This window comes from Caballeronia sp. GAWG1-1, from assembly GCF_023631465.1.
In the GTDB taxonomy this organism is placed as follows: domain Bacteria; phylum Pseudomonadota; class Gammaproteobacteria; order Burkholderiales; family Burkholderiaceae; genus Caballeronia.
This window is the reverse complement of record NZ_JALQDB010000006.1, coordinates 121,828-143,087: the sequence shown is the minus strand read 5'-3', so window position 1 is coordinate 143,087 and position 21,260 is coordinate 121,828. Positions and strand designations below refer to the sequence as shown.

Below are 21,260 nucleotides of genomic sequence, written 5' to 3'. Positions count from 1 at the left end.
GAGATATCGGCTTAGTTGCAGGCTGCATCCGCGAAGGCAGTCGATGCCGCCCGGCTCCCGTCGGCTTCGGGCAACGCGTAATGCACCTTGCAACTCTGATCGGCCGCCGAGCCCCAACGGGCGATCAGATCGCCACTCGCGGCCTTGCTATACAACATCGCGCGGCTGCCCTGCGTCACGGCGCCAACGGATTCGCCGCTCGCATCCAGCACGTCCGCGCCGAACGGTACCGGCTCGCCGTTCAGACGACGCAAGCGCATGACGATTGCGCGGCCTCGGTCTTCGGTATCGAACTTCACGAGCGACACCGCGCCGGCCGTTGGTGCAAAGTGCTGCTCGGTGGTCTTGAGCTGCACGCCCATCGGCAAGCCCTTGGTGTCGATCTCCACCGCGTTCTGCGAATACGGCTGCATGCCCGCCACGGCCGCGCGGCCGGCGCCGTTCAGACGCACGCCGGGCGAACTGGCAATGCGCGCTCCGGCGGCATCGTTCGCCTCGACTATCGCCAACGTGTCGCCGCTTTGCGGTGACAACACCAGACCGCCCCCGTACGCGACCACGGAACCGGACGCACCCGCGCCTGCCTGCGTGTATCCGTTGGCGCGGCCAACATTCGCGCGCAACTGCGCCACAGGCGAAAAATAGCCGACGTTGGCGCTAAGGCTGTCGCTGTGGCTGCCGGTATCACCCGATGTGTGGCCCGCGCTCACGCCGTAGTTCATCTCATAGTCCTTGCCGAGCGTGCCCGTGAAGGTTTCCTGAATCTGGTTCGTGTTGTCGCGCGAGTCGTGCGAGAAGCTCGTCGTCGAATTGGCGATGTTCGTGCCCAAATCGAGGGGAACGCTCAGCGTGAGCATCACGCGGTTGTCCCAGTTCGCGGTTGACGTGTCGAGTTCGCGCGAAGCCGAAACCCCCACGCCGACGCGCCCGACGTTCGTGTTGTAGCCGACCTGGAACGCGGTATCGTTGCCATGCTTGTTCCAGTAGTTCTGCGTGTAGCCCGATGCGTAAATGGAGCCCCACTTGTCGAGGTTCTGGTTCAGCGTGAGCTGCAGGCGACCTTTCTGGATGCCGTTGCTCATGAACGCGGTGCCCTTCGACTCGAGGTCGCGCAGGTTCATGGCGTCGCGGAACCCGAGGAAGCCGCTCGTCGAATAGCGGTACGCCGCGAGCGTGACGTCGGTGTTCGTCGGCGTGAAGCTGCGCGAGAACGAAAGGCGAAGACTCTGTCCGCTCCGGCTGCCGGATTTCGGCAGATTCGCATTGGCTTGCGTCGCGTCGAAGGCGAATGCACCGACCGACGTGTTGAGCGACGCGCCGAGCGCCGCCGAAATGTAGTCTTCGGCGACGATCGAGCCGCCATATAGCGTGACCAGGTTGTTCACGCCGTGCTGCACACCGGCCTGCACGACATACGGATGGCCCGATTCGCTCGAATTGCGATACTGGCCCGCTGCCACGTTCAAGCGCCAGCGCCCCTCGCGCAGCGAATTCACGGGCGCGGCATACGGCACGGATGCAACGTGCTGGCTGCCGTCCGCTTCGGTGACGATCACCTGCAGGTCGCCGCCGTAGCCGGTCGGGTAGAGATCGTTGATCTCGAAAGGACCCGGCGCGACCGTCGTCTCGTAGATGAGATTGCCGTTTTGCTTGACCTGAACGTTCGCGTTGGTATTGGCGATACCCCGCACGATCGGCGCATAGCCGCGCTGCGATTCCGGGTACATGCGGTCGTCGGTTGCGAGCTGCACGCCGCGCACGCCGAACGAATCGAAGATCGAGCCGTCGGTGTAGGAGTCGCCGAGCGTCAACTGGCTCTTGAGCGGAATCAGCGAACGCTGCACATTCGTCTGCAGGCTCTGTGCATGCGTGCCGCCAAACGACGATGTCGTGACGTTGCCGTTGTAGCGAAAACGCCAGGCGTCGAAGTTGAGACCCGCCGTCACGCCCAGATAACCCTGAGTGTTTGACACGCCGCCGCCATTCGAGCGATACACGTTGGCGTTGTACTGCAAGGTCGCGGCTGGCACGCCTTCGTCCCACAGCTTCGGATCGACCCAGCCGCGCGCGTTGCGGCTCATCATCGCTTGCGGCACGCTCACGTCGAGGCGCTGTTCGCCCATGTCGAAGGTGGCCGTCGCCTGCGGGATCAGGTCCGGCAGCGCCACGCCGCCCGTGCTGTTCGCGGCGTCGAGTTGCGCTAACGCCGAATCGGGCAGGCGCATGGTATCGACGCCCGCGCGCGCGAGCAGATCGCGATCGAAGACCGGGACCGCGCGATGGTCCGGCGCGCCGACATTGCGCAACGTGATGGCGGTCATGCCAAGCCACACGCCGTTCACGTACAGTGCGGCGCGGTAATTGCCGGCCAGTGCGATGTTGCCCTTGTCGAAGCGGCTGACGTCCATGACCGCCGCGCCCGCGAAGCGCAGGAAGCCCGGGTCGAACTCCACGGCCTCGGGCGCGGCCGATGCGGTCGATGCGGCCGATGCGGCCGATGCCGTCGAGGTCGATGCCGCCGATGCAACCGTCGCACCACTCGATGCAGCCTTGACATCGGACGAGGCCTGAGCCCGATCCGGCCGCACCCCGGACGATGACGAAGTGTCGGTGCGAGCCGGCGTGTTCGCATCGGCCCTGGCATGCGCCGCGGCGAAGGCGAGCATCACGGCGACGCTGGTCCGACTCAGCGAGAGAGCGAACCTCGAATTCGATTCCATGCAGCGTTCATTCATATCGAGCCGGATTCGCGGGCAACACCGCTCCCCACCGATGGGAAACATCGGCATCCGGGGCTCGCTGCCTCGCGACGATTAAGTCTTGGTGTACGTGAACGCCAGGCTATTCGCGCCCGGCGTGTGGCCGACCGATGGCGAAGGAATCGACATCCTTCGCGTCGCTCGTGAATGGGTCAGATAGCCCGCATGCAGCGCGTCTCAGTGGATCGCTGCCTCGTGCTTCGTGGGACCGCCGTAGTCGTTCAAGGTCGTGAACGAGACCTGGCCGTTCGCGGTCGCCTTACCGGACAGTGGCAGCGTGAGCTCGCCACCCGGTGGCACCATGCCGCCTTCATCGAATCGGGCGGCATGTTCGCCTTCGCCCACATGAGCGTCGATGATCGTCACGTGATAAGGCGTCGGATTCGAAACCACGAGCGCGGACTTGCCACCTTGGGACGACAGCCGCCATGTGAGCTTGCCCGGTGCGTCGTCGGCGCTGCCCGGCAGACCTTGCGGGCGAAAGAAAAACTTCAGGCGCGAGCGGAATGCGAGCTGGACGTAGTTCGCGCCGGCCTGAGCTTCGGTTGGCTTCGGCGGCACTTCAAGCACGTTGAACCAGAGCAGGGTTTCGCGATCTTTCGGCAGCGCTTCGCCGGTATAGGCGATGCGGACGGTCTGCGCCTTGCCCGGATCGATACGCGCAAACGGCGGCGTGAGCACGAACGGAAGATCGATCTGAGCCGGATCGACCTTGGGATCGCCCTTGTCGAGCCACACCTGCGTCAAGGCCGGCGATTTTCCCGCGTTGGACAGCTTAAGCGTCACTTCGCTATCCGTGGCGTTGTACACCACGCGCGTGCCCGCGACGACGACGGACGCATTGGCTGCGAACGGCAGGATCGCAACGAGAGCGAGCACACCCGCTGTCACTGCGCTAAAAACGACTTTTCGGAGACTCATGACATTCAACAAAATTTGCGGTGACGCGATGACTCGACCCCGCGCCGTGCGAGGGTTAAACGAAGACGCCGCGAGGGCGTCCTCGTTCGCGAATCGATTTACTGATAGACCATCGAGTAGGTCACCTGGCTCGTCACCGTGCCCGCGGTCGCGGCGCCCATTGGCGAGTTGTACTGCGCTGCGTATTGCAGGCTTGCGCTGCCGCTCGTGATCGCAACGTCTTGCGACTGCTGCGCGCCGTCGGCCTTGCTCACGTCGATGGCTTGCCCCGAGCCGTTGTAGTCCAGCAACTGGACTTCCACGTTGGTCGCCGTGCCGTTGTTCTTCAGGTTGCCGTCGGCCAGCGTGTTCGCGCCGTATTCCCAGAACGTGTGCACGTTGCCCGTGGCCGGCGTGCAGTTGGACAGCGCAATGTTGAAACCGGTGGCGCCCGCGGTCGAGCCGGCGTCCGTCAGTTCCGCTGCGGCAAGCGCCGGCAGCGTGACGGTGAAGTTGTTGCCCTGGGCATTGCCGCTTACCGTGCACGTGTTGGCCGTCAGCTCTCCGTTGATGGTCAGCGTGCCACCGTTACCTGCCGGTGCGGCGTGCGCGGCAGCGCCTGCCAGAGACATGGACACCGCGACCAGCGGAAGAATGATCTTCTTCATAATAAGTATTCCTTAGTCGTCACCTGAGTGACTGAGCCCGATTTGAAAATTCGTCAGGTCGCGTCGTGAACAAGATATTCATACTCGCTTCCTGACGAAAGGCTGAGTATGCTGACTCGGGCCATGCGAACGATTAGGAACACGCTTAAAACCACAAACTTCCTACATAAATCGTTGATGTAACGCATCCATATTGAGAATGTTCTTGCGGGTTTTTGCGCACCTTGAGAACGACTCAGATCGGAGGCAGGTCTCGGGACCAGAGAAAGACATCGGTTACGGGCGCGGCGCAAAAGCAAAAAGGGGCACGCGATCGACTCGCATGCCCCTGTCCCCTTACGTCTTCAAAGCGATCTACTCCGTGGTCGACTCTACCTCGGATGCCGCCGCGGCCGACGAAGCCGCCGACCGCTCCGACCGCGTGGGCGTCGTCGACGAAAAGAGCCGCATCCACGAATTGAAGCGCCGTGTGTAAGACAGATCGACGCCCTGGAACGTCCCGCCATACGCCGTCACCGACCAGAATCGCGACAGGCTCAGTGTCGCCTTGATCGCGTTGCTGGCCGATTGCAGACCCTGCTCGTAACCAATCACCAGCCGCTCGTTGATGGCCTTGGCGATCATCACCACTTGCGGATCGGTCAGGCCCACTTCGCTCGAACCGATGGTGAATTCATCCAGCCCGAAGGTCTGCGCAATACGCTTGCCGCCCGTGCTGCCGAGCAACGCGAGTGCGCTCGTCATTGCGCTCTGCTGGCCGACGTTATTGCCCTGATCCGTGCCATGACCGAACAAGAGCCACGAGAGCTTTTCGTTGTCAGGCACGCTCGGTTCGGAAATGAGTTTGGCCACGGGCGCCTGCACCGTGCCCGTCACCTGCACGCCCGCCTCGACTTCCTGATTGCGCCGCATCGCGAGGACATTGATGCCGGGGTTCGCCACCGGTCCGTTGAACGTGAAGAAGCCATTCTCGATGTTGAGCTTGCGCCCGAACGCCGTGTAACTCGAACCCGGCGTCGTCACGCGCACATTGCCGACCGCGCGCAGCGGCATGTTCGGCGCGCTCGTCACGCTGATGACGCCGGCAAGCCCGAGATCCGCGCCGGCGCCCTTGAAGCGAAAGCGCTGCCCCAGGTCGATGTCGATATTCGCGCGCGGCGTGAACGGTCCAACCGGTTTTTCCGTTGCGGCCACCGTCTGCTTCGTCGTGTTTTCGCCCTTGATGGTGCCATCGGGACGTTCGATGACCACGTCGTCGCCGAGCGATGGCGCGCCGGATTCCGGCAAGTCGAACAGCGCGTGATCGACGGTGAACTTGCCGTTGATCGCCATGCCGCCCTGCAATCCCGCGTTCGCGATACTCGCGCTGCCCGAAAGCGACAATTGCCGGTCGGGCGAAGCGAACAGTTCCAGCTTGTCGGCGATGATGCTCGCGGTGAGGTCCGGCTGTGCCTGATCGAGCCGCACCTTGCCCGTCGCGCGCAACGTGCCGCTCGCGCCGTGGAACTCCACCTGCTGGAAGTCCACCAGATTCTCCGACAGCGCAATGCGAATGATGCCGTCCTTCAACTGAACGCCCTGATCGACGACCGTCGCCGAAAGATTGTCGCCCGTCAGCGACCCCGACAGATTCGGCTTGGCGACGATCCCCGCGATGCTCAACTTGAGCGCAAGCTTGCCGCCCAGCAGATAGCTCGGGCCGAGCAACCCGCCGGTGGTGCGCAGTTCGGGGATATTCGCGTTGATCGCGCCGGAGAGCGGCGCTTCGTCGACCACGGTCAGCATGCCGTCGCGATTGGCGAGCGGCGTGTGCGCGTTGGCTTCGATCACGCCGATGCGCGTCGCCTGCGCGCGCAGCGTCGCGTTGAGCGTATTGCCGTTGGAGAAATCGGCGCGCGCCGAGATGTCGTTGATGCCGAGCGCCGAGACGCCACGGGTGCCTTCCACGGTCACATCGCCGCTGCGGCGCTTGAGCTGCGCATAACCCGTCGCCGTGGCGCCGAGCGAGAAGTTCCAGTCGCCATCGAAGACGAGGTCGGTGCGGATCGGCGGCTCCTCGCCCGTCATTTCCTGACGCACGGCCAGAAGCCGCGGCACCGAGAGATTCGTCAACGTGCCGGCCGACTGGATGCGGCCGTGATCGAGCGCGAACGACTTGAGATTGAGCGCTGCGCCTTCCGCGACGAGCCGCGTCGCGCCGAGCACGAGCCTGGCCGGACCGTAGCTCACGGTCAGCGGCTGTTCGAGGTTGACCGACGGCGTGCCCTTGTTGGTGAGCTTCGTGATCGTGCCGTCCCAATGCGGGCCGTCGGCGGCATCGGTGAACTTGCCGTTCGCGCCGAGCGCGAGATTCACCGGCTGCCCCTGAACCTTGCCGGTCGCGGTCACGTCGAGCGTGTGATGCATGCGTGTGCCGTTGAGGTTCGCATCGAGCGTGGCGACTTCGATGCCCGAGGTGCTCGCGTCGCGCGCTTTCAGCGTGAAGACGAGCGCGCCGTTCGAGCCATCGCGAATGTCCGCGCGACCTTCCGCATGACCGAGGCGGTTCGCGCCGAACACGACGCCATCGGCCTGATAATTCGCCGCCACGTTCGGATGCGCAATCGAGCCGGTCAGATCGCCGTCCGCCTTCACCGTCCCCGCGAGACCGAAGCCGAGGCGCTCGAGTTGCGGCGCATCGACGCGAAAACGCAGCCGGTCGCCGGGCGCGCCGAAACTGCCGTTCAGATCGACATTGTTGCCCGCGACAGACAACTTGGCCGCGCTTGGCAAGAGCCGCATGCCCGCCAGTTGCACCGTGCCTTCGCCGGTGAGCGGCAAGTTGTCGTACATGCTGTCGGCGAGTTTGAAGGTCGCCTTGGTGGTGAGTTCGGGCGCGAGTCTGCCGGATGCGGCCAGCGTGCCGTTCACGCGCGCCTCGATCACGCGCGCGGGCGCGGGCTTCTTCTGCGTGCCTTTCCTGACGGGCGCGGGCTTCGGCTGAAGCAACTGCTGCGTGAGCAGAAGCGGATTGAAGTCGATGAATTTCGCCTTCAGGTCATAGCTCGAATTCGTATCTTTCTTGAGCACACCGTTCGCTTCGACGCGACCCTTGCCGACGGTCAGCTTGACTTCGTCGAGCGCGGTCTGCTTCGGGTCGAGCTTCACCTTGGCTTGCGCGCGGATCGCCGCTTTCGGATCGTTCAGGTCGGCGGCGATGGTTTGCGTATCGCCCGCGAGCACGACGCTGATCGGCCCGGAGAAATCGGTCGGACGCACGCTCGCTTCGATTGCGTTGAGGTCGAGCTTCGCCACCTTGAGGTCGAACTTGCCGTCGCCGCCCTTGAGCGAGCCGCCACCCGTCACGGTCGCGTCTTTCACGAGACGCACGTTGAGATCGGTGATGCTTTGCGCGGAGGCATCGAGCCGCACGTTGGCGTGCGCGTCGATGAGCGGCAGCAGCTTTTTGTCGATGGCGCCTGGCTTCGCGTTGACGATCGACACCGGCCCGCTCACCACGAAGCCCGGCGCGTTCTCGACCGGCTTCACTTCGGCGCTCACGGCGAGGTCGGCGAACGGCGCGCCCGGGCTGAACGCCTGCGGATTGACGTGATCGACATTGACGATGGCGAGCTTGAGCGGCACGTCGCCGAACGGCAGCGCTTCGACATGCGCGCGGCCGTTGAGCTTCATGCCGCTGGCGTCGATATCGGCAATGAGGTCTTCCAGCGAGCCCGATAACCGCGCGCCCACCTGCACCGCTTCGCCGTTTAGCTTGCCGGTGTAGCCGGCATCGCCGGAAAGCGGGAACGGACGCGCGCCGCCGTCGAGTTTCGCGGATGCCGTCACCGCGCCGAACGGCGTGTCGAGCCGCTGCACCGTCGCCTGATGATGCTGCCCGTCGCTGCCGCCGTTAAAGAGCAGGCGCGAGGATTCGGTGGTCGTCGCACCCTGATGCAACCGCAGCTTTTCCACGCTCAGGTCGCGGATGGCAAGCTGGATCGGCAGGCGCAAATCCTTCGGCAGTTCCGTTTTCGTCGACTTTTCTTGCGAAGGCGCGATGCGCGCGTCGATGGTGCCGACATGCAGATAATCGATAGTAAAGCGCAGCGGCTCGCGCGTGAGCGCCCAGCGTCCCGAAACGCTGTCGACCGCTATGTCCGTGCCCTTGCCGTCGGGACTCTTCCAGTGGACATCGCGCAGACTCACGCCGGTGGCGATAGCACCGCCATCGAGCTTGCCGGTCAGCTGACCCTTGAGCAGCGATGTCGCCGCCTGCCACGCGTAACGCGTGCCGCGCTCGGTGTTGAGCACGAACAACACGGTGCCGATGGCAAGCACGACGATCAGAACGATGACCAGCGCGAGCACGCCCAACCAGCGCATGAAACGCCTGAAGCCGCCGCGGCGCGGCTTCTTATCGTCGCCGGAACCGCCGCTGCCGCCGTTATTGCCGCCGCCCGCGTCAGCATCGGACGCAACGACGCCGCCCGCCTCATCCCAACGCGGCTCGTCCTTGCTTCCTTGTGCGCTCGATTCCGTCATGCCCTTGATATCCACCATCGCTCGTGCGCCCGTTCAGAACGCAATGCCGAGCGTCAGATACGGCTTGATGCTCTTGTTCTTGAGCCCGTAGGCCACGTCCACGTTGACCGGCCCGACCGGACTGCGCCAGCGCGCGCCGACGCCCACGCCCGGCTGGAAGACGCGCTCGCTCCAGGTATCCGTCGCGGTGCCGATGTCGAAGAACACCGCGCCGCCCCAATCGTGCGTGAACCAGTGCTGATACTCGCTGCTGCCCGTCACCATGTACTTGGTCGGCAAGATCGATCCCGCCACATTGTTGCCAATACTCAGATAGCTATAACCGCGCACCGAATTCGCGCCGCCCGCGCGAAACAGCAGGGACGCCGGCACGCCGCTCGACGGCCCGCTCGTGAACACGCCGCCGAATTCCGCGCGAAACACGAAGAGATCGTTCTTCGTGATCGGCAGATACTGCAGCGCGTTGGTGTAGAGACGCGCAAAGGTCTGATCGGTCATCAAGCCTTTCACCGCGAAGCTTGCTTCCGCGCGAATGATGTTGCCGCGACGCGGGAACAGCGGATCGTCGACATCGCGGCGCACCCACGTCCACGCGGGCACGAGCGCGCGCGCCGTCGACGGATTCGGCTCGTTCTGCGTGATGCGGTCGTCGTAGAAAGCGAGCGAATACGTCGTGTCGATGTTCTGCGTCGAACGCGAGCGCTGCACGCCCACGCGTCCGCTATAAATCTTCGTGCTCGATACGTCGGTGATGGTGTAGGAGCCGAACACCGCGTTGACCCAGCCGCGCGAATCGGGCGGCATCGCGAGTTGCACGCGGCCGTACTGCTGCGTCTGATCGAGCCGGCCGGAAATGGTGAACGGATAGGCCGCGTTGAACGTATTCAGATAGCTGAAGGCGCCCTGCACGTGAAAGCCGGTATCGGTCGCATAACCCACGCCGTAGCGGATGCTGTTGTACGGATACTCGCTCACCTTCAGATGCACCGGCGTTTCGAGCGGCTTGTTGACGTCGTTGTCCGCGTCGATGGCCACGCTCGCGTAATACGGCGTGTTCTGCACCTGGCGTTGCAGTTCGTTCACGCGCGAGACGTCGTAGATCTCGCCCGGATGAATCGGGTTCACGTTGTCGATGATCTTTTCCGGATAGCGCTTCGTGCCGCTGATATCGAGCTTGCCGAATGTGAAGGTCGGACCGCTGTCGAAGGTCACGGAGAGATCGGCGAGGTGCGCGCGCGGATTGATGCGCGCCTGCGAGCGCACGATTTTCGCGCCGAGATAGCGCCGCGACTGGAGCGCGCGCAACGCGGCGTTCTTGGCGTCGTCCCACGCGCCTTGCGAGAACGGATCGCCTTCGTTCACTGAAAACGCGAAACGCGCGGCGTTCTCCTGATTGCGGTCTTCTGTCGTCACCGCGCCCGTGAAATGCAGTTGCACGGAGGCGATCTTCGTTTGCGGACCTGGATCGACGCTGACGGTCACCTTGCGCTTGTCGCCATCGGTCGTCACGTCGGTGCGCACGACCGGCGTGAAATAGCCTTCGGTCGCGACGAGGTCGCGCACGTCCTTCGGCGCGGCGGTGACGAGGAACTGGAATTGGTCGTCGCTGACGTCGTCGCGCTTGGCGAAGCGCGACAGATCGAGATGGTCCTTCAGCAGCTTCTTGACGCTGCGCGGCGCGTCGATGTCGATGTCGTACTTGGCGAACGCAGGCCAAGCGGCCGCCAGGAGCGCACATGCCACGAAGCTGCGCAGTGCAGCCGGCAAGCGCTTCATTCCGGGCGACGTGGACATCGCCATGTGCGGCCGTTTCGGCGGACAGGCGCGCAACGCGCGCAGCGGATCAAACGAACGCCCCGCCAAACGTGACCTCCGGCATCTGGATGAATGAGACTGAAAGATGAACCTCGAACGCGCGGCTGCAATGCGATGAGCCGGTCACGGCGCGCAGGCGCTATTTCACCACAGCTTCGCATGGGAACCGAGCACGGATGTGCAACGGCGGCTTGCGGCGGTGTGGTTTGCCGCGTGCCGTCCGCGGACCGCTGCCGGGCGCGCTGTCGTGCGGCTTTGGACGGTCAGACGCTCGCGGGGTTCCGCGGGTTCCAATAATCGCTTACGTGGCAGCCCCAAGTCCCATGCGTTACCGCTTCACGCTTGCTGTAAAATCCCGGAGATCGAACCCAGTGCCGCGCGGCATCGGCGCCAGCAAAGGCTGCCGGGCGCGTCGGCCCTACTCACCGCATCGAGCCAACGGAAAACCGATCATGTACCAGTCGGACATCACCCAGTTCATCAATCAGTTGAAAAGCCAGAAGCCGACGCTCGAAGACGAACAGCGTCGCGGCCGCGCGCTCCTGTGGGACAAGCAGCCGGTCGACCTCGACGAACGCGAACGCCAGCAAAAGGCGCGCGTGAACCAGACGCCATACGTCTACTACCAGAACTTCTGAACGTGAGTACAGCCGGCCGCGAGCCGCAGTCGCCCCGCCGTCAGGCCCCGGACGACTCGCGAGATGAACGGGCCGCCGCGCTCGCCAAGCCTGCGACCGACTCGACGCCCGACACCATCGACGGCGTCGCTTTCGCGCATCTCTACGGCGAGCCGCTCTGGAAGCTGCCGACGGACCTATACATTCCGCCGGACGCGCTCGAAATCTTTCTCGAAGCGTTCGAAGGCCCGCTCGACCTGCTGCTCTACCTCATCCGCAAGCAAAATTTCAACGTGCTCGACATTCCGATGGCGGATGTCACCGCGCAATATCTCGGCTATGTCGATCAGATTCGCGAGTCGAATCTCGAACTCGCGTCGGAATATCTGCTGATGGCGGCCATGCTCATCGAGATCAAGTCGCGCATGCTGCTGCCGGTCAAGAAGGCCGACACCGGCGAGGACGCCGAAGACCCGCGCGCCGAACTCGTGCGCCGCCTGCTGGAATACGAGCAGATGAAGCTCGCCGCGCAACGTATCGACCAGTTGCCGCAACTCGGCCGCGACTTCCTGCGCGCGGACGTCTATATCGAGCAGGCATCGACGCAACGCTTCCCCGACGTCGACATGAACGACCTGCGCTCCGCCTGGGCCGATGTCATCAAGCGCGCGAAGCTCGTTCAGCATCACCGGATTTCGCGGGAAGAACTCTCGGTGCGCGAGCATATGAGCGTGATCCTGCGGCGCCTGCAGCATGCGCGCTTCATGGAGTTCTCCGAGCTATTCGATCCCACGCGCGGCGTACCGGTGGTCGTGGTGAACTTCATCGCCATGCTGGAGTTGTCGCGCGAATCGCTGATCGAAATCACTCAGGCCGAGCCTTTTGCGCCCATTTACGTGAGACTCGCGTACTCTCCCGCTTAAAAGCATTTTCTCTACCCTTGCCTCGGTGCGGCCTGTTGCTGCCGCCCGCCAGGAGACACCCGCTCGATGAAAGTCATCAGCTCAATTCACGAACTGCGCGATCAGTTGCGCGGTCAGAATCGCACCGCCTTCGTCCCGACGATGGGCAACCTCCACGAAGGCCATCTTTCGCTCATGCGGCTTGCGCGCCAGCATGGCGATCCGGTGGTCGCGAGCATCTTCGTGAACCGGCTGCAATTCGGGCCGAACGAAGACTTCGACAAGTATCCGCGCACGCTGCTGGACGACATCGAAAAGCTGCAGTCGGAGAACGTCTACGTGCTGTTCGCGCCGACCGAAGTGGATATGTATCCGGAGCCGCAGCAGTATCGCGTGCATCCGCCGCATAACCTCGGCGACATTCTCGAAGGCGAATTCCGTCCCGGCTTCTTCACGGGCGTGTGCACGGTCGTGATGAAGCTGATGTCGTGCGTGCAGCCGCGCGTCGCGGTGTTCGGCAAGAAGGATTATCAGCAACTGATGATCGTGCGGCAGATGTGCCACCAGTTCGCGCTGCCCACGGAGATCATCGCCGCCGAAACGGTGCGCGAGGAAAACGGTCTCGCGCTGTCATCGCGCAATCGCTTTCTGTCGGCCGCCGAGCACGCCGAAGCGCCGCAACTCGCGCTGCAGTTGAATCGCGTGCGCGAAGCCGTGCTCTCGGGCGAGAAAGATCTGGCCGCGCTCGAACGCACGGCCATGAACGCGCTCGCCGAACGCGGCTGGAAGCCCGACTACATCAGCGTGCGCAAGCGCGTCGACCTGCTCGCGCCGGGCGAAGCGGATGCGAGCGCGCCGCTCGTCGTGCTGGCGGCGGCGAAGCTCGGCAACACCCGTCTCATCGACAATCTGGAAATCTGAAGTAAAGGAAACACACGCATCATGCAGCGCACCATGCTCAAATCGAAGATCCACCGCGCGACGGTCACGCATTGCGAGCTTCACTACGAAGGCTCGTGCGCAATCGACGAGGATCTGCTCGAAGCGGCGAATCTGCTGGAGAACGAGCAGATCGACATCTGGAACGTGAACAACGGCGAGCGCCTGACCACTTATGCCATCAAGGGCGAGCGCGGCAGCGGCATGATCTCGCTGAACGGCTCGGCGGCGCGGCGCGCGCAGTTGGGCGACCTCGTGATCATTGCGGCTTTTGCGGCCGTCGACGAAAAAGAGATCGCGGCGGGCTGGAAGCCGGACCTCGTCTTCGTCGATGAAGCGAACCGCATCAAGGGCAACCGCGATCACGTGCCGACGCAGAACTGGACCTGATCGTCCGAATTCATCCGCGACTTGGCCGGCGCTCCGAAAGGGCCGCCGGCCTTATTTTTTGCTGACCCATTCGATGATGGGTTGCCACTGCTCCAGGTCCTTCTCCACGCGGCTTTTGGCGACGTCCCAGATCGTGAGTCCGTGCGCGGCGAGTTGCACGTAGTTTTGCGTGTCGCGTAAAAAGCCGAGGACGGGCAAGTCGAGACTTTCCACGAAACGATGCAGTTGTTCCGCCGAGCGCGTACGCGCGTCCACCCGCATGCCGACGACGCCGACCTGAATCGCGCCCTTTCGCACCGCCTTTTCCTTCGCGAGTTTCGACAGAAAGTCTTGCGTGGCAAGGATGTCGAACATCGACGGTTGCAGCGGCACGATCACCTTGTCGGCAATATCCAGCGCGAGCGCGAGCCGGTTGCCGTGGACTCCGGCGGGCGTATCGACGACGGCTTTTTCCAGGCCCTTGGGCGGCTTGGCGGGCGCGTCGACGTCGAGATTCCATTCTTCGATTCTTGGCAGCGTGTCCGGGCGCAGCGAAAGCCACGCGTGCGAGGAGCGCTGCTTGTCCAGATCGGCGAGCGCGACCCACTCGCCGTTTGCCGCGAAACACCCGGCCAGATTGGTTGCGAGCGTGCTTTTCCCGACGCCGCCCTTCGGATTTGCCACCACGATCACGGTCATGAATTGTCCAGAAGATTGTTCGACGCGCTTGATTTCGACGCCCTTCGCCGGGATACGCCTGCGCGCGGTTTCGTTTTAGGAACCGATACATGATTTCGAGCCGTTGATATTATCGGCAAAACGGCGCTCACGCGACGCGCTGGCCGAACGGACTACCCTTTCCTTTTCTTCCCCTCTCTTCTAAACGACCGCCATGCCCCTTCGTTCCGATGTGACGCTCGACTTTCTTCGCAACCGTCAGAAGGGCCGTCTGCCCGAGTTGCTCGGCGTGCAACTGATCTCACTCGAAGAAGGCGCGTTGACGGGCGAACTCGTCATCCGGCCGGAGTTACTCGCGCCCAATGGCTTTTTGCATGCGGCAACGGTCGTCGGCCTGGCGGATACCTGTTGCGGATACGCGTGCATCGCTCATTTACCGGAGAACGCGCAGAATTTCACGACGCTCGAATTGAAGAGCAATCACGTGTCGACGGCGCGTGAAGGGAAGATCGTCGCGCGGGCGACGGCCGTGCATGCCGGACGAAGCACGCAGGTGTGGGATGCAAGCGTCACCAATGGCGAAGGAAAGCTGATCGCCATGTTCCGGTGTACGCAGATGATTCTTTATTGACGGAAAAGCCGGACAGCGGCGCGACTGTCCCGGCTTTTCAAGTCGCGATCAGAAATCGACTTGCGCGGAAATCAGCAAGGTCCGCGGCGCGGCGTTGGTCACGTAGGTGCCCTGCTGCATCCAGTACCGGCTGCCGAAGAGATTCTCGACGTTGGCGCGAAACACGACGTCCTTCTTCGCGATGCGCATTCCGTAACGCACGCCGACGTCGTAACGCGTCCACGACGGCAAGCGCAAGGTATCGCTGGAATCGTAGTACTGCGCGCCCGTATGGATGATCCGCCCGTTGACGCTCAGGCCCGGCACCCACGGCAAGTCGTAATCCGCGCCGAGGTTGAAGGCGAACTTGGGCACGCCGCCCGGATCGTTGCCGTCCTGCGTGCCGCCCGCCGTGCCCGAAACCTTCGGATCGTAGAACGTCGCGCTCGCCATCAGGCGCAGACTGCGGAACACTTCGCCGTAAGCAGCCAGTTCGAGACCGCGCACGCGCGTCTTGCCGTTGTAGCCGTAGAAATTCGTGGTGGGATCGGTGACGGCGTTGGGCTGCGAGATCTGAAACACCGAAACCGATGTCAGCACGCGGCCCCAATCCGCCTTCACGCCCGCTTCGTATTGGTTCGACTTGTACGGCGCAAACGCCTGGCCCGCGTTCGCGGTGCCCGCCGGCGCCGTGCCGCCATTCGAAAGACCCGACGTGAAGTTGCCGTACACGGAAACATTCGAGAGCGGCTTGATCACGATGCCCGCGAGCGGCGAGATCGCCTGCTGGTCGAGCGAGCTTTGCTGCGCGCCCGTGGTCGGATCGTAATTGTCCTGGCCGATCGTCTGACGACGGAAACCGCCCGTCAGCAGCACGCGGTCGTTGAAGAACGACATCGTATCGATGACCTGTTGACTGTTCAGACGCGTCTGGCTGCTGCGCTGCATGTCGCCGCGCGGGGTATCGACGGGTGCAAGGGGCGACGGCGAATAGAGATTGGACGCCACCGCGGTCGATCCCAGCGCGTAGAAGTAGCCGATCTCCTGATTCAGGCTCGTCACGCCCGTGACCAGCGTGTGCTTGACGCCGAAGGTATCGAAGTGAAAGCGCAGGCCCGCATCGACGGTCTTGGTGCGCGTGTACTGGTCGTAATAGCCGTTATAGGCGCTGAACTCGCCCGCCGCCGTCATGCCCGCCGCATACGGGAAGTTCTGCTGCGACGTGCCGTAATGCTCTCCCGCCGCGCCGTACACGGTCACGTACTGGTTGATGTCGTACTCGGCGCGCGTCATGACGGCCGAATCGCGCAGCTTGAGCTTCGAGCCGGGATAGAGATTGTTGTATGCCGAAGGCACGGCGGGCACGGCGGTCGCGGTGCCGAAACCGATCTGCGAGCGGTACTCGTCGGTGTTCTCGGAGACGTTGTAGGCGTCGAACGACCAACGCAACTGTTTGCCGCGATAGTCGAGGCCGATCGCGCTGTCGCCCTGCAATTGGTTGCCGTGCGCAATGCCGGTCTGCCCGTCCTTGATCTGGCCGTTGAAGCGCACGCCCCACTGGCCTTCATCGCCGAAGCGGCGGCCGATATCGGCGGCAAATCCGAACTGGCTCTTCGATTGATACAGCGCGGTGAGCCGCGTGAGCGGGGTATCGTCGGCGCGCTTGGTGACGATGTTGATCGCGCCGCCGACGCTGCCGCCCGGTCCCATGCCGTACATGAGCGATCCCGGGCCTTGCAGCACTTCGACGCGTTCGAGCAGGTTGACCGGCACGCGCGCCGCCGAGACCATGCCGTAGAGGCCGTTGAGCGCGACATCGGTCGGCTGGACGTCGAAGCCGCGAATCTGGAACACGTCGCCGAAACCGCCGCCGCTTTGCTCCGTGCGCACCGACGCGTTGTTGACGACGAGGTCGCCGATGGTCCGCGCCTGCGTGTCCTGGATCATCTGCTCGGTGTAATTGGTCGTGCTGAAAGGCTGGTCCATCACGTTCGCCGTTCCAAGCACGCCGATGCTGCCGCCGCGCGCCACTTGTCCGCCTGCATAGGGCGCGGGCAGATCGCCGGGCGCCGCCGATCCCTTGACCATCACGGCGGGCAAGGTCGTCGATTGAGCAGCACTGGCGCTATCGGCCGAGGTGCCGTCCGCCGCCGGCGCGCCCTGCGCGTAAGCGCTCGCCTGCATTGCGGCGGCGGCGACCAGTCCCACGAAAAGACGTTCTACCGCCTTCGATACCGCAGTGCGGCGACTGACTTCTTGCTGGGTGACCGATCGTGACATAAGGCGTGGATATTCGAAAAGGTAAATTGAGCCGTCTGAGCGCGTAAATGCGAATCGTTAACAATTGTAAAGTGTCTATTAAACGGACGGTACAAAAATTGTATTTGTCGTATCAGAAACTGTTGTCGTGCTGCGACGTGTGCGAGGCGTGACGGCACACTGGACGAGAAAAAGCCCGCGCGCGGCGGGCTAAATCCTAAGCAAGGAACCGGGATTTTAGGAAGCTAGCAACAGGCTCACTGTCCCGACAGATAGAACGCCTGATCTCGCTGCGTCGTGACGCCGACGACGGTGAGCTGTCCGTTGACGACCGTGGCCTCCACGGGCATCGACACGTTATTGAGCGTGCAAGACGCGCCGCCCGCGAAGTTCAAGGTGCCATCGAGCAGATGCTTGCCGGTCGAGCGTGGCTTGAAGCTGCCCGTGAACGTGCAGGCGTTCTGCGTGCCCTTGGCCGTGCCGTCCGCCGCGAAGGTGATCGACGAGATCGGCGAGACGCCCGATGCGCTCGTCCAGGTGCGCGCCACGTCGTTGATGGCGATCGGCGTGTCGTACGTCGCGTTGTAGTTGCCGTTGTACGCGGTGGCGGCGGTATCGGGCGGAACATAGAGCGAGGTGGTCGCGGTGAGCGTGCTCTTCTGCGTGAAGTTGCCGCTGAGCGAGCCGGCACGGATCGCGCCTGCTTCGTGGAAACCTACCGTCGACGCGTCGCTGAACGCGCCATCGGTCGCCGTCATGATGCCTTCGATCAGCCAGACGAACGAGCCGTCTCGCGAATAGATGCTGAAGTACTGACCCGATTCGAGGACGATGGTCTGCGCCGCGAGCGACTGCCCGGAATTCACCGAGCCGTACCAGAAGCCTTCAGGAAGCGTATGCGACGGATTCGTTACGCACGATTTCTGCAGATTACCGAGGTCGGTCGTGCAGGTCTTGTCGTCGCCGCCGCCGCCACCGCAAGCAGCGAGGACGGGCAATACGAGCAGCATAAGCTTGGAGCGAAGTTTCATGAGAGCGTGTTCTTGGTATCGGATTGAGCACAGGCCGCCGCTCGTCACGGCGTGCCGACAATCAGATAACGGACCGCTGCCGCAAAACTTGAATGCGGAAAAGCACGTCCCGCGGCAGCTCGTCCTTAAGCGAACGCCGCCAGCACCGCCTTCAGATCCAGCGCCTGCTCGAACGAATCCGCGAGCCGGTCGAGCGACGCCTCCCGCAACGCCGGATAGTCGAGCGGCGCGGCATCGTTCACGCCGGCCCACGCGAGCAACGCGGCACAGGCTTCGGGTGTATCGAAGAGGCCATGCAGATACGTCGCCGCGATCTGCCCGTCTTGCGACACCGCGCCGTCGAAGCGGCCGTCGTCGAGCGCCACCGCCGGCCGCGCGAGCGCCGCGCCGCTCGTGCGTCCCATATGAATCTCGTAGCCGCGCACGGGCGCCTCCTTGCCGTCGATGACAAGCCGCCCCGTCACGTTTGCGAGCTGCTTGTCGGGCGTGAGCACGGTGGCGAGATCGAGCAGCCCCAGGCCATCGACACAACCCGCCGCGCCTTCGACGCCCGAAGGATCGTCGACCGTGCGCCCCAGCATCTGCATGCCGCCGCAGATGCCCAGCACCTTGCCGCCGTAGCGCAGATGCCGCTCGATCGCCCGCTCCCAGCCGTTCGAACGCAGCCACGCCAGATCGCGCTGCACGCTTTTCGACCCAGGCAACACGATCAAGTCGGCGGGCGGCGGCGCCATGCCCGGCCGAACGTACTCGAAATCGACTTGCGGATGCGCCCGCAGCGCATCGAAGTCCGTGTGATTGCTGATGCGCGGCAACGCCGGCACGATCACCTTCAGCGTCGATTCCGCGCCGCGCGACCGCGCCTGCGACGGCAGCATGTCCTCGGCATCGAGCGTGAGGCCATGCAGATACGGCAAGACGCCGAGAACCGGCTTGCCGGTCTGCGTTTCGAGCCATTCGAGCCCCGGTGTCAGCAAGCCGATATCGCCGCGAAACCGGTTGATGACGAAGCCGCGCACTCGTGCCCGCTCACTTTCCGAAAGACACGCGAGCGTGCCGACGAGATGCGCGAACACGCCGCCGCGATCGATGTCCGCCACCAGCACGACCGGACAATCGACTCGTTCCGCGAACCCCATGTTGGCGATATCGCGATCGCGCAGATTGATTTCGGCGGGACTGCCCGCGCCTTCGACGATCACCGCGTCGAATTCGGCCGTGAGCCGCGCGTAGGACGCGAGCACGGCATCGAACGCGGTGCGCTTGTATTCGTGATACGCCCGCGCGTCCAGATTCGCTTGCGCGTGACCGTGGATGATCACTTGCGCGCCTCGATCGCTCGTCGGCTTGAGCAGCACCGGATTGAAGTCGATGCGCGCGGGCACGCCCGCCGCGATTGCCTGCAGCGCCTGCGCCCGGCCGATCTCGCCGCCATCCACGGTGACCGCGCTGTTGAGCGCCATGTTCTGCGGCTTGAACGGCGCGACCTTCACGCCGCCGCGCCGCGCGAGCCGGCACAGGCCCGCGACGAGCGTGCTCTTGCCGGCATCGGAAGTCGTGCCCTGAATCATCAGCGTGCCGCGCGGCGCGAAAGACATGGAATGCGGTCCTCGGGTGAAAGCCTGCATCTTAGCCCGCCGGTACAATATTGCGATGACCACGACCCACTCTCCACGCAACCTCATCTTCGTTCTCGGCGGCGCTCGTTCGGGCAAAAGCGCGCACGCCGAACGCCTTGCCAACGAGAGCGGTTTGCCCGTGACATACATCGCGACTGCGCGCGTCGGCAGCGACGCCGAGTTCGCCGAGCGCGTGCGGCATCATCGCGAAAGACGGCCCGCGCACTGGACGCTCGTCGAAGCGCCGCTCAGTCTTGCCGATGCCGTGCGCGACGCGGACAGGCCGGGCGCGTGCGTGCTCATCGACTGCCTGACGCTCTGGCTCGCCAATCTGCTCTTCACAACCGATAATGCCGACGCGCAGAACGCGTCACTGCCGCGCGAGGCCACCGATGCCTTCGATGCCTTCGACCGAGCGCTCGCCGCCGTGCGCGGCACGGTCATCGTGGTATCGAACGAAATCGGCTTGGGCGTGGTGCCGCTCGGTTCCGTCACGCGCCTTTATGTCGATGAGCTCGGCCGATTGAATCAACGCGTCGCCGCCGCAAGCACGCGCACGACGCTGATGGTCGCGGGTCTGCCGATCGCGCTGAAAGGCTGACCGGCGATGCTCCTGCTTTCCTTTTACTCGATGTCCTTGCTCGCGGTGCTCGGCGTGATCGTCGATCGCATGTTCGGCGAGCCGCGCACGCGGCATCCGCTCGTCGCCTTCGGGCGATATGCGACGAAGCTCGAAGCGCGCATGAACACGGGGCATCGGGCGCGGCCGGCGGGCATGCTTGCGTGGCTTGCGGCCGTCGTGCCGCCGGTGTTGGTCGCATGGGCGCTCGTGAGCGTGCTGCCGCCCGCGTATGCCGCGGCCGTGCATGTGATCTTGGTGTGGTTTGCGCTAGGCGCCAAGAGCTTGCGTCAGCACATTGCGCCGATTGCCCGCGCCCTCTCGCTCGGCGACCTCGAAAGCGCGCGCAAGCTCACCTCGCGGATCGTGTCGCGCGATACCTCGCAAGCCGACGAGAACGCCCTTTCGCGCGCGGCCGTCGAATCCGCGCTCGAAAATGGCAACGATGCGATCTTCGGGGCGCTCTTCTGGTTCGTGATCGCGGGCGGGCCGGGCGCGCTCGCGTTTCGCCTCGCCAATACGCTCGACGCGATGTGGGGTTATTGCACGCCGCGTTACCTGCGCTTCGGCTGGGCGGCGGCGCGCATCGACGATGTGCTCAACTTCATTCCCGCGCGCCTCACGGCGGCGAGCTACGCGCTCGCGGGCGACACGCGCATGGCCTGGCATTGCTGGCGCACGCAGGCGCGTGCGTGGGACAGTCCGAACGCAGGGCCGGTGATGGCCTCGGGCGCGGGCAGCCTCAATGTGCTGATTGGCGGCGCGGCGGTTTATCACGGCGTGCTCGAAGCGCGTCCGACGCTCGGCGCGGGTCATGAGGCCACGCCGAGGCACGTGGTCGCGGCGTTGCGGCTCGTCGAGCGTTCGATCTTGCTGTGGCTTGCCATCCTGCTCGTCTTTGCCTTGATGAGCGCGTCCGGACATGGGTGATTCTTCTGTTTCGATTCGACG

At 64.0% G+C, this 21,260-nt stretch carries 16 protein-coding genes; 7 read left to right on the top strand and 9 right to left on the bottom strand.

Translation table 11 applies throughout. From position 1 onward, the window contains the following. Positions 1-11 precede the first annotated feature (11 nt). The 5 genes from NCT03_RS03300 to NCT03_RS03280 form a co-directional block, all read right to left on the bottom strand. Entirely contained in the window at positions 12-2,720 is a 2,709-nt protein-coding gene (locus NCT03_RS03300) for a fimbria/pilus outer membrane usher protein (protein ID WP_250491925.1), read from the bottom strand. A 216-nt stretch (positions 2,721-2,936) separates the two neighbouring features. Continuing rightward, complete coding sequence (locus NCT03_RS03295; protein WP_250463562.1) at positions 2,937-3,680, bottom strand: fimbrial biogenesis chaperone; 744 nt, start codon at positions 3,678-3,680, stop codon at positions 2,937-2,939. 98 nt (positions 3,681-3,778) lie between these two features. Beyond that, entirely contained in the window at positions 3,779-4,327 is a 549-nt protein-coding gene (locus NCT03_RS03290) for a fimbrial protein (RefSeq protein WP_250491924.1), read from the bottom strand. 354 nt (positions 4,328-4,681) lie between these two features. Continuing rightward, positions 4,682-8,869, bottom strand: coding sequence for a translocation/assembly module TamB domain-containing protein (locus NCT03_RS03285; protein WP_250491923.1), 4,188 nt, complete (start codon positions 8,867-8,869; stop codon positions 4,682-4,684). A 15-nt stretch (positions 8,870-8,884) separates the two neighbouring features. Further along, complete coding sequence (locus tag NCT03_RS03280) at positions 8,885-10,627, bottom strand: autotransporter assembly complex protein TamA (protein ID WP_502800344.1); 1,743 nt, start codon at positions 10,625-10,627, stop codon at positions 8,885-8,887. Between the two features lie 488 nt (positions 10,628-11,115). Here NCT03_RS03280 and NCT03_RS03275 point away from each other — a divergent pair, with 488 nt between their 5' ends. The 4 genes from NCT03_RS03275 to panD all read left to right on the top strand — a co-directional run bounded on the left by NCT03_RS03275 (position 11,116) and on the right by panD (position 13,514). After that, a complete protein-coding gene (locus NCT03_RS03275) occupies positions 11,116-11,304 on the top strand; it encodes a DUF3460 family protein (RefSeq protein WP_244827978.1) in 189 nt (62 codons plus the stop codon). Between the two features lie 116 nt (positions 11,305-11,420). Next, positions 11,421-12,206, top strand: a complete 786-nt coding sequence (locus tag NCT03_RS03270) for a segregation and condensation protein A (RefSeq protein WP_244827977.1) — start codon at positions 11,421-11,423, stop codon at positions 12,204-12,206. A gap of 66 nt (positions 12,207-12,272) precedes the next feature. Then, a complete protein-coding gene (gene panC, locus NCT03_RS03265) occupies positions 12,273-13,106 on the top strand; it encodes a pantoate--beta-alanine ligase (RefSeq protein WP_244827278.1) in 834 nt (277 codons plus the stop codon). A gap of 21 nt (positions 13,107-13,127) precedes the next feature. Beyond that, the gene (gene panD, locus NCT03_RS03260; protein ID WP_244827277.1) at positions 13,128-13,514 is read left to right on the top strand and encodes an aspartate 1-decarboxylase; all 387 of its coding nucleotides are present in this window, start codon (positions 13,128-13,130) and stop codon (positions 13,512-13,514) included. A gap of 51 nt (positions 13,515-13,565) precedes the next feature. On the opposite strand, the gene NCT03_RS03255 is transcribed toward panD, so the two are convergent. Beyond that, a complete protein-coding gene (locus NCT03_RS03255) occupies positions 13,566-14,192 on the bottom strand; it encodes a nucleotide-binding protein (protein WP_244827276.1) in 627 nt (208 codons plus the stop codon). 193 nt (positions 14,193-14,385) lie between these two features. Between NCT03_RS03255 and NCT03_RS03250 the strand changes: the two genes are divergently transcribed. Then, a complete protein-coding gene (locus NCT03_RS03250; RefSeq protein ID WP_250491921.1) occupies positions 14,386-14,802 on the top strand; it encodes a PaaI family thioesterase in 417 nt (138 codons plus the stop codon). A gap of 48 nt (positions 14,803-14,850) precedes the next feature. Here NCT03_RS03250 and NCT03_RS03245 read toward each other — a convergent pair whose 3' ends face one another. The 3 genes from NCT03_RS03245 to NCT03_RS03235 all read right to left on the bottom strand — a co-directional run bounded on the left by NCT03_RS03245 (position 14,851) and on the right by NCT03_RS03235 (position 19,669). Beyond that, positions 14,851-17,061 carry a TonB-dependent receptor gene (locus NCT03_RS03245; RefSeq protein ID WP_250491920.1) on the bottom strand — a complete coding sequence of 737 codons (2,211 nt, stop codon included), beginning with the start codon at positions 17,059-17,061 and terminating at the stop codon, positions 14,851-14,853. A gap of 236 nt (positions 17,062-17,297) precedes the next feature. Next, positions 17,298-18,071, bottom strand: coding sequence for a hypothetical protein (locus tag NCT03_RS03240; protein WP_250491919.1), 774 nt, complete (start codon positions 18,069-18,071; stop codon positions 17,298-17,300). Between the two features lie 125 nt (positions 18,072-18,196). After that, positions 18,197-19,669 (bottom strand): cobyric acid synthase, encoded by a 1,473-nt coding sequence (locus NCT03_RS03235; protein WP_250491918.1) that lies wholly within the window; start codon positions 19,667-19,669, stop codon positions 18,197-18,199. Positions 19,670-19,724: 55 nt separating this feature from the next. Here NCT03_RS03235 and cobU point away from each other — a divergent pair, with 55 nt between their 5' ends. Together cobU and cbiB are read left to right on the top strand one after the other, a co-directional pair. After that, positions 19,725-20,291, top strand: a complete 567-nt coding sequence (cobU, locus tag NCT03_RS03230; protein ID WP_250463546.1) for a bifunctional adenosylcobinamide kinase/adenosylcobinamide-phosphate guanylyltransferase — start codon at positions 19,725-19,727, stop codon at positions 20,289-20,291. Positions 20,292-20,297: 6 nt separating this feature from the next. Continuing rightward, positions 20,298-21,239, top strand: coding sequence for an adenosylcobinamide-phosphate synthase CbiB (gene cbiB, locus NCT03_RS03225; RefSeq protein WP_250491917.1), 942 nt, complete (start codon positions 20,298-20,300; stop codon positions 21,237-21,239). Positions 21,240-21,260 lie beyond the last annotated feature (21 nt).

Bases quoted from the DNA above. Each gene is read 5' to 3' on its own strand.
- NCT03_RS03300 (WP_250491925.1), bottom strand. From the start codon at position 2,720: ATGGAATCGAATTCGAGGTTCGCTCTCTCGCTGAGTCGGACCAGCGTC.
- NCT03_RS03295 (WP_250463562.1), bottom strand. From the start codon at position 3,680: ATGAGTCTCCGAAAAGTCGTTTTTAGCGCAGTGACAGCGGGTGTGCTC.
- NCT03_RS03290 (WP_250491924.1), bottom strand. From the start codon at position 4,327: ATGAAGAAGATCATTCTTCCGCTGGTCGCGGTGTCCATGTCTCTGGCA.
- NCT03_RS03285 (WP_250491923.1), bottom strand. From the start codon at position 8,869: ATGGTGGATATCAAGGGCATGACGGAATCGAGCGCACAAGGAAGCAAG.
- NCT03_RS03280 (WP_502800344.1), bottom strand. From the start codon at position 10,627: ATGAAGCGCTTGCCGGCTGCACTGCGCAGCTTCGTGGCATGTGCGCTC.
- panC (WP_244827278.1), top strand. From the start codon at position 12,273: ATGAAAGTCATCAGCTCAATTCACGAACTGCGCGATCAGTTGCGCGGT.
- panD (WP_244827277.1), top strand. From the start codon at position 13,128: ATGCAGCGCACCATGCTCAAATCGAAGATCCACCGCGCGACGGTCACG.
- NCT03_RS03255 (WP_244827276.1), bottom strand. From the start codon at position 14,192: ATGACCGTGATCGTGGTGGCAAATCCGAAGGGCGGCGTCGGGAAAAGC.
- NCT03_RS03250 (WP_250491921.1), top strand. From the start codon at position 14,386: ATGCCCCTTCGTTCCGATGTGACGCTCGACTTTCTTCGCAACCGTCAG.
- NCT03_RS03245 (WP_250491920.1), bottom strand. From the start codon at position 17,061: ATGTCACGATCGGTCACCCAGCAAGAAGTCAGTCGCCGCACTGCGGTA.
- NCT03_RS03240 (WP_250491919.1), bottom strand. From the start codon at position 18,071: ATGAAACTTCGCTCCAAGCTTATGCTGCTCGTATTGCCCGTCCTCGCT.
- NCT03_RS03235 (WP_250491918.1), bottom strand. From the start codon at position 19,669: ATGTCTTTCGCGCCGCGCGGCACGCTGATGATTCAGGGCACGACTTCC.
- cobU (WP_250463546.1), top strand. From the start codon at position 19,725: ATGACCACGACCCACTCTCCACGCAACCTCATCTTCGTTCTCGGCGGC.
- cbiB (WP_250491917.1), top strand. From the start codon at position 20,298: ATGCTCCTGCTTTCCTTTTACTCGATGTCCTTGCTCGCGGTGCTCGGC.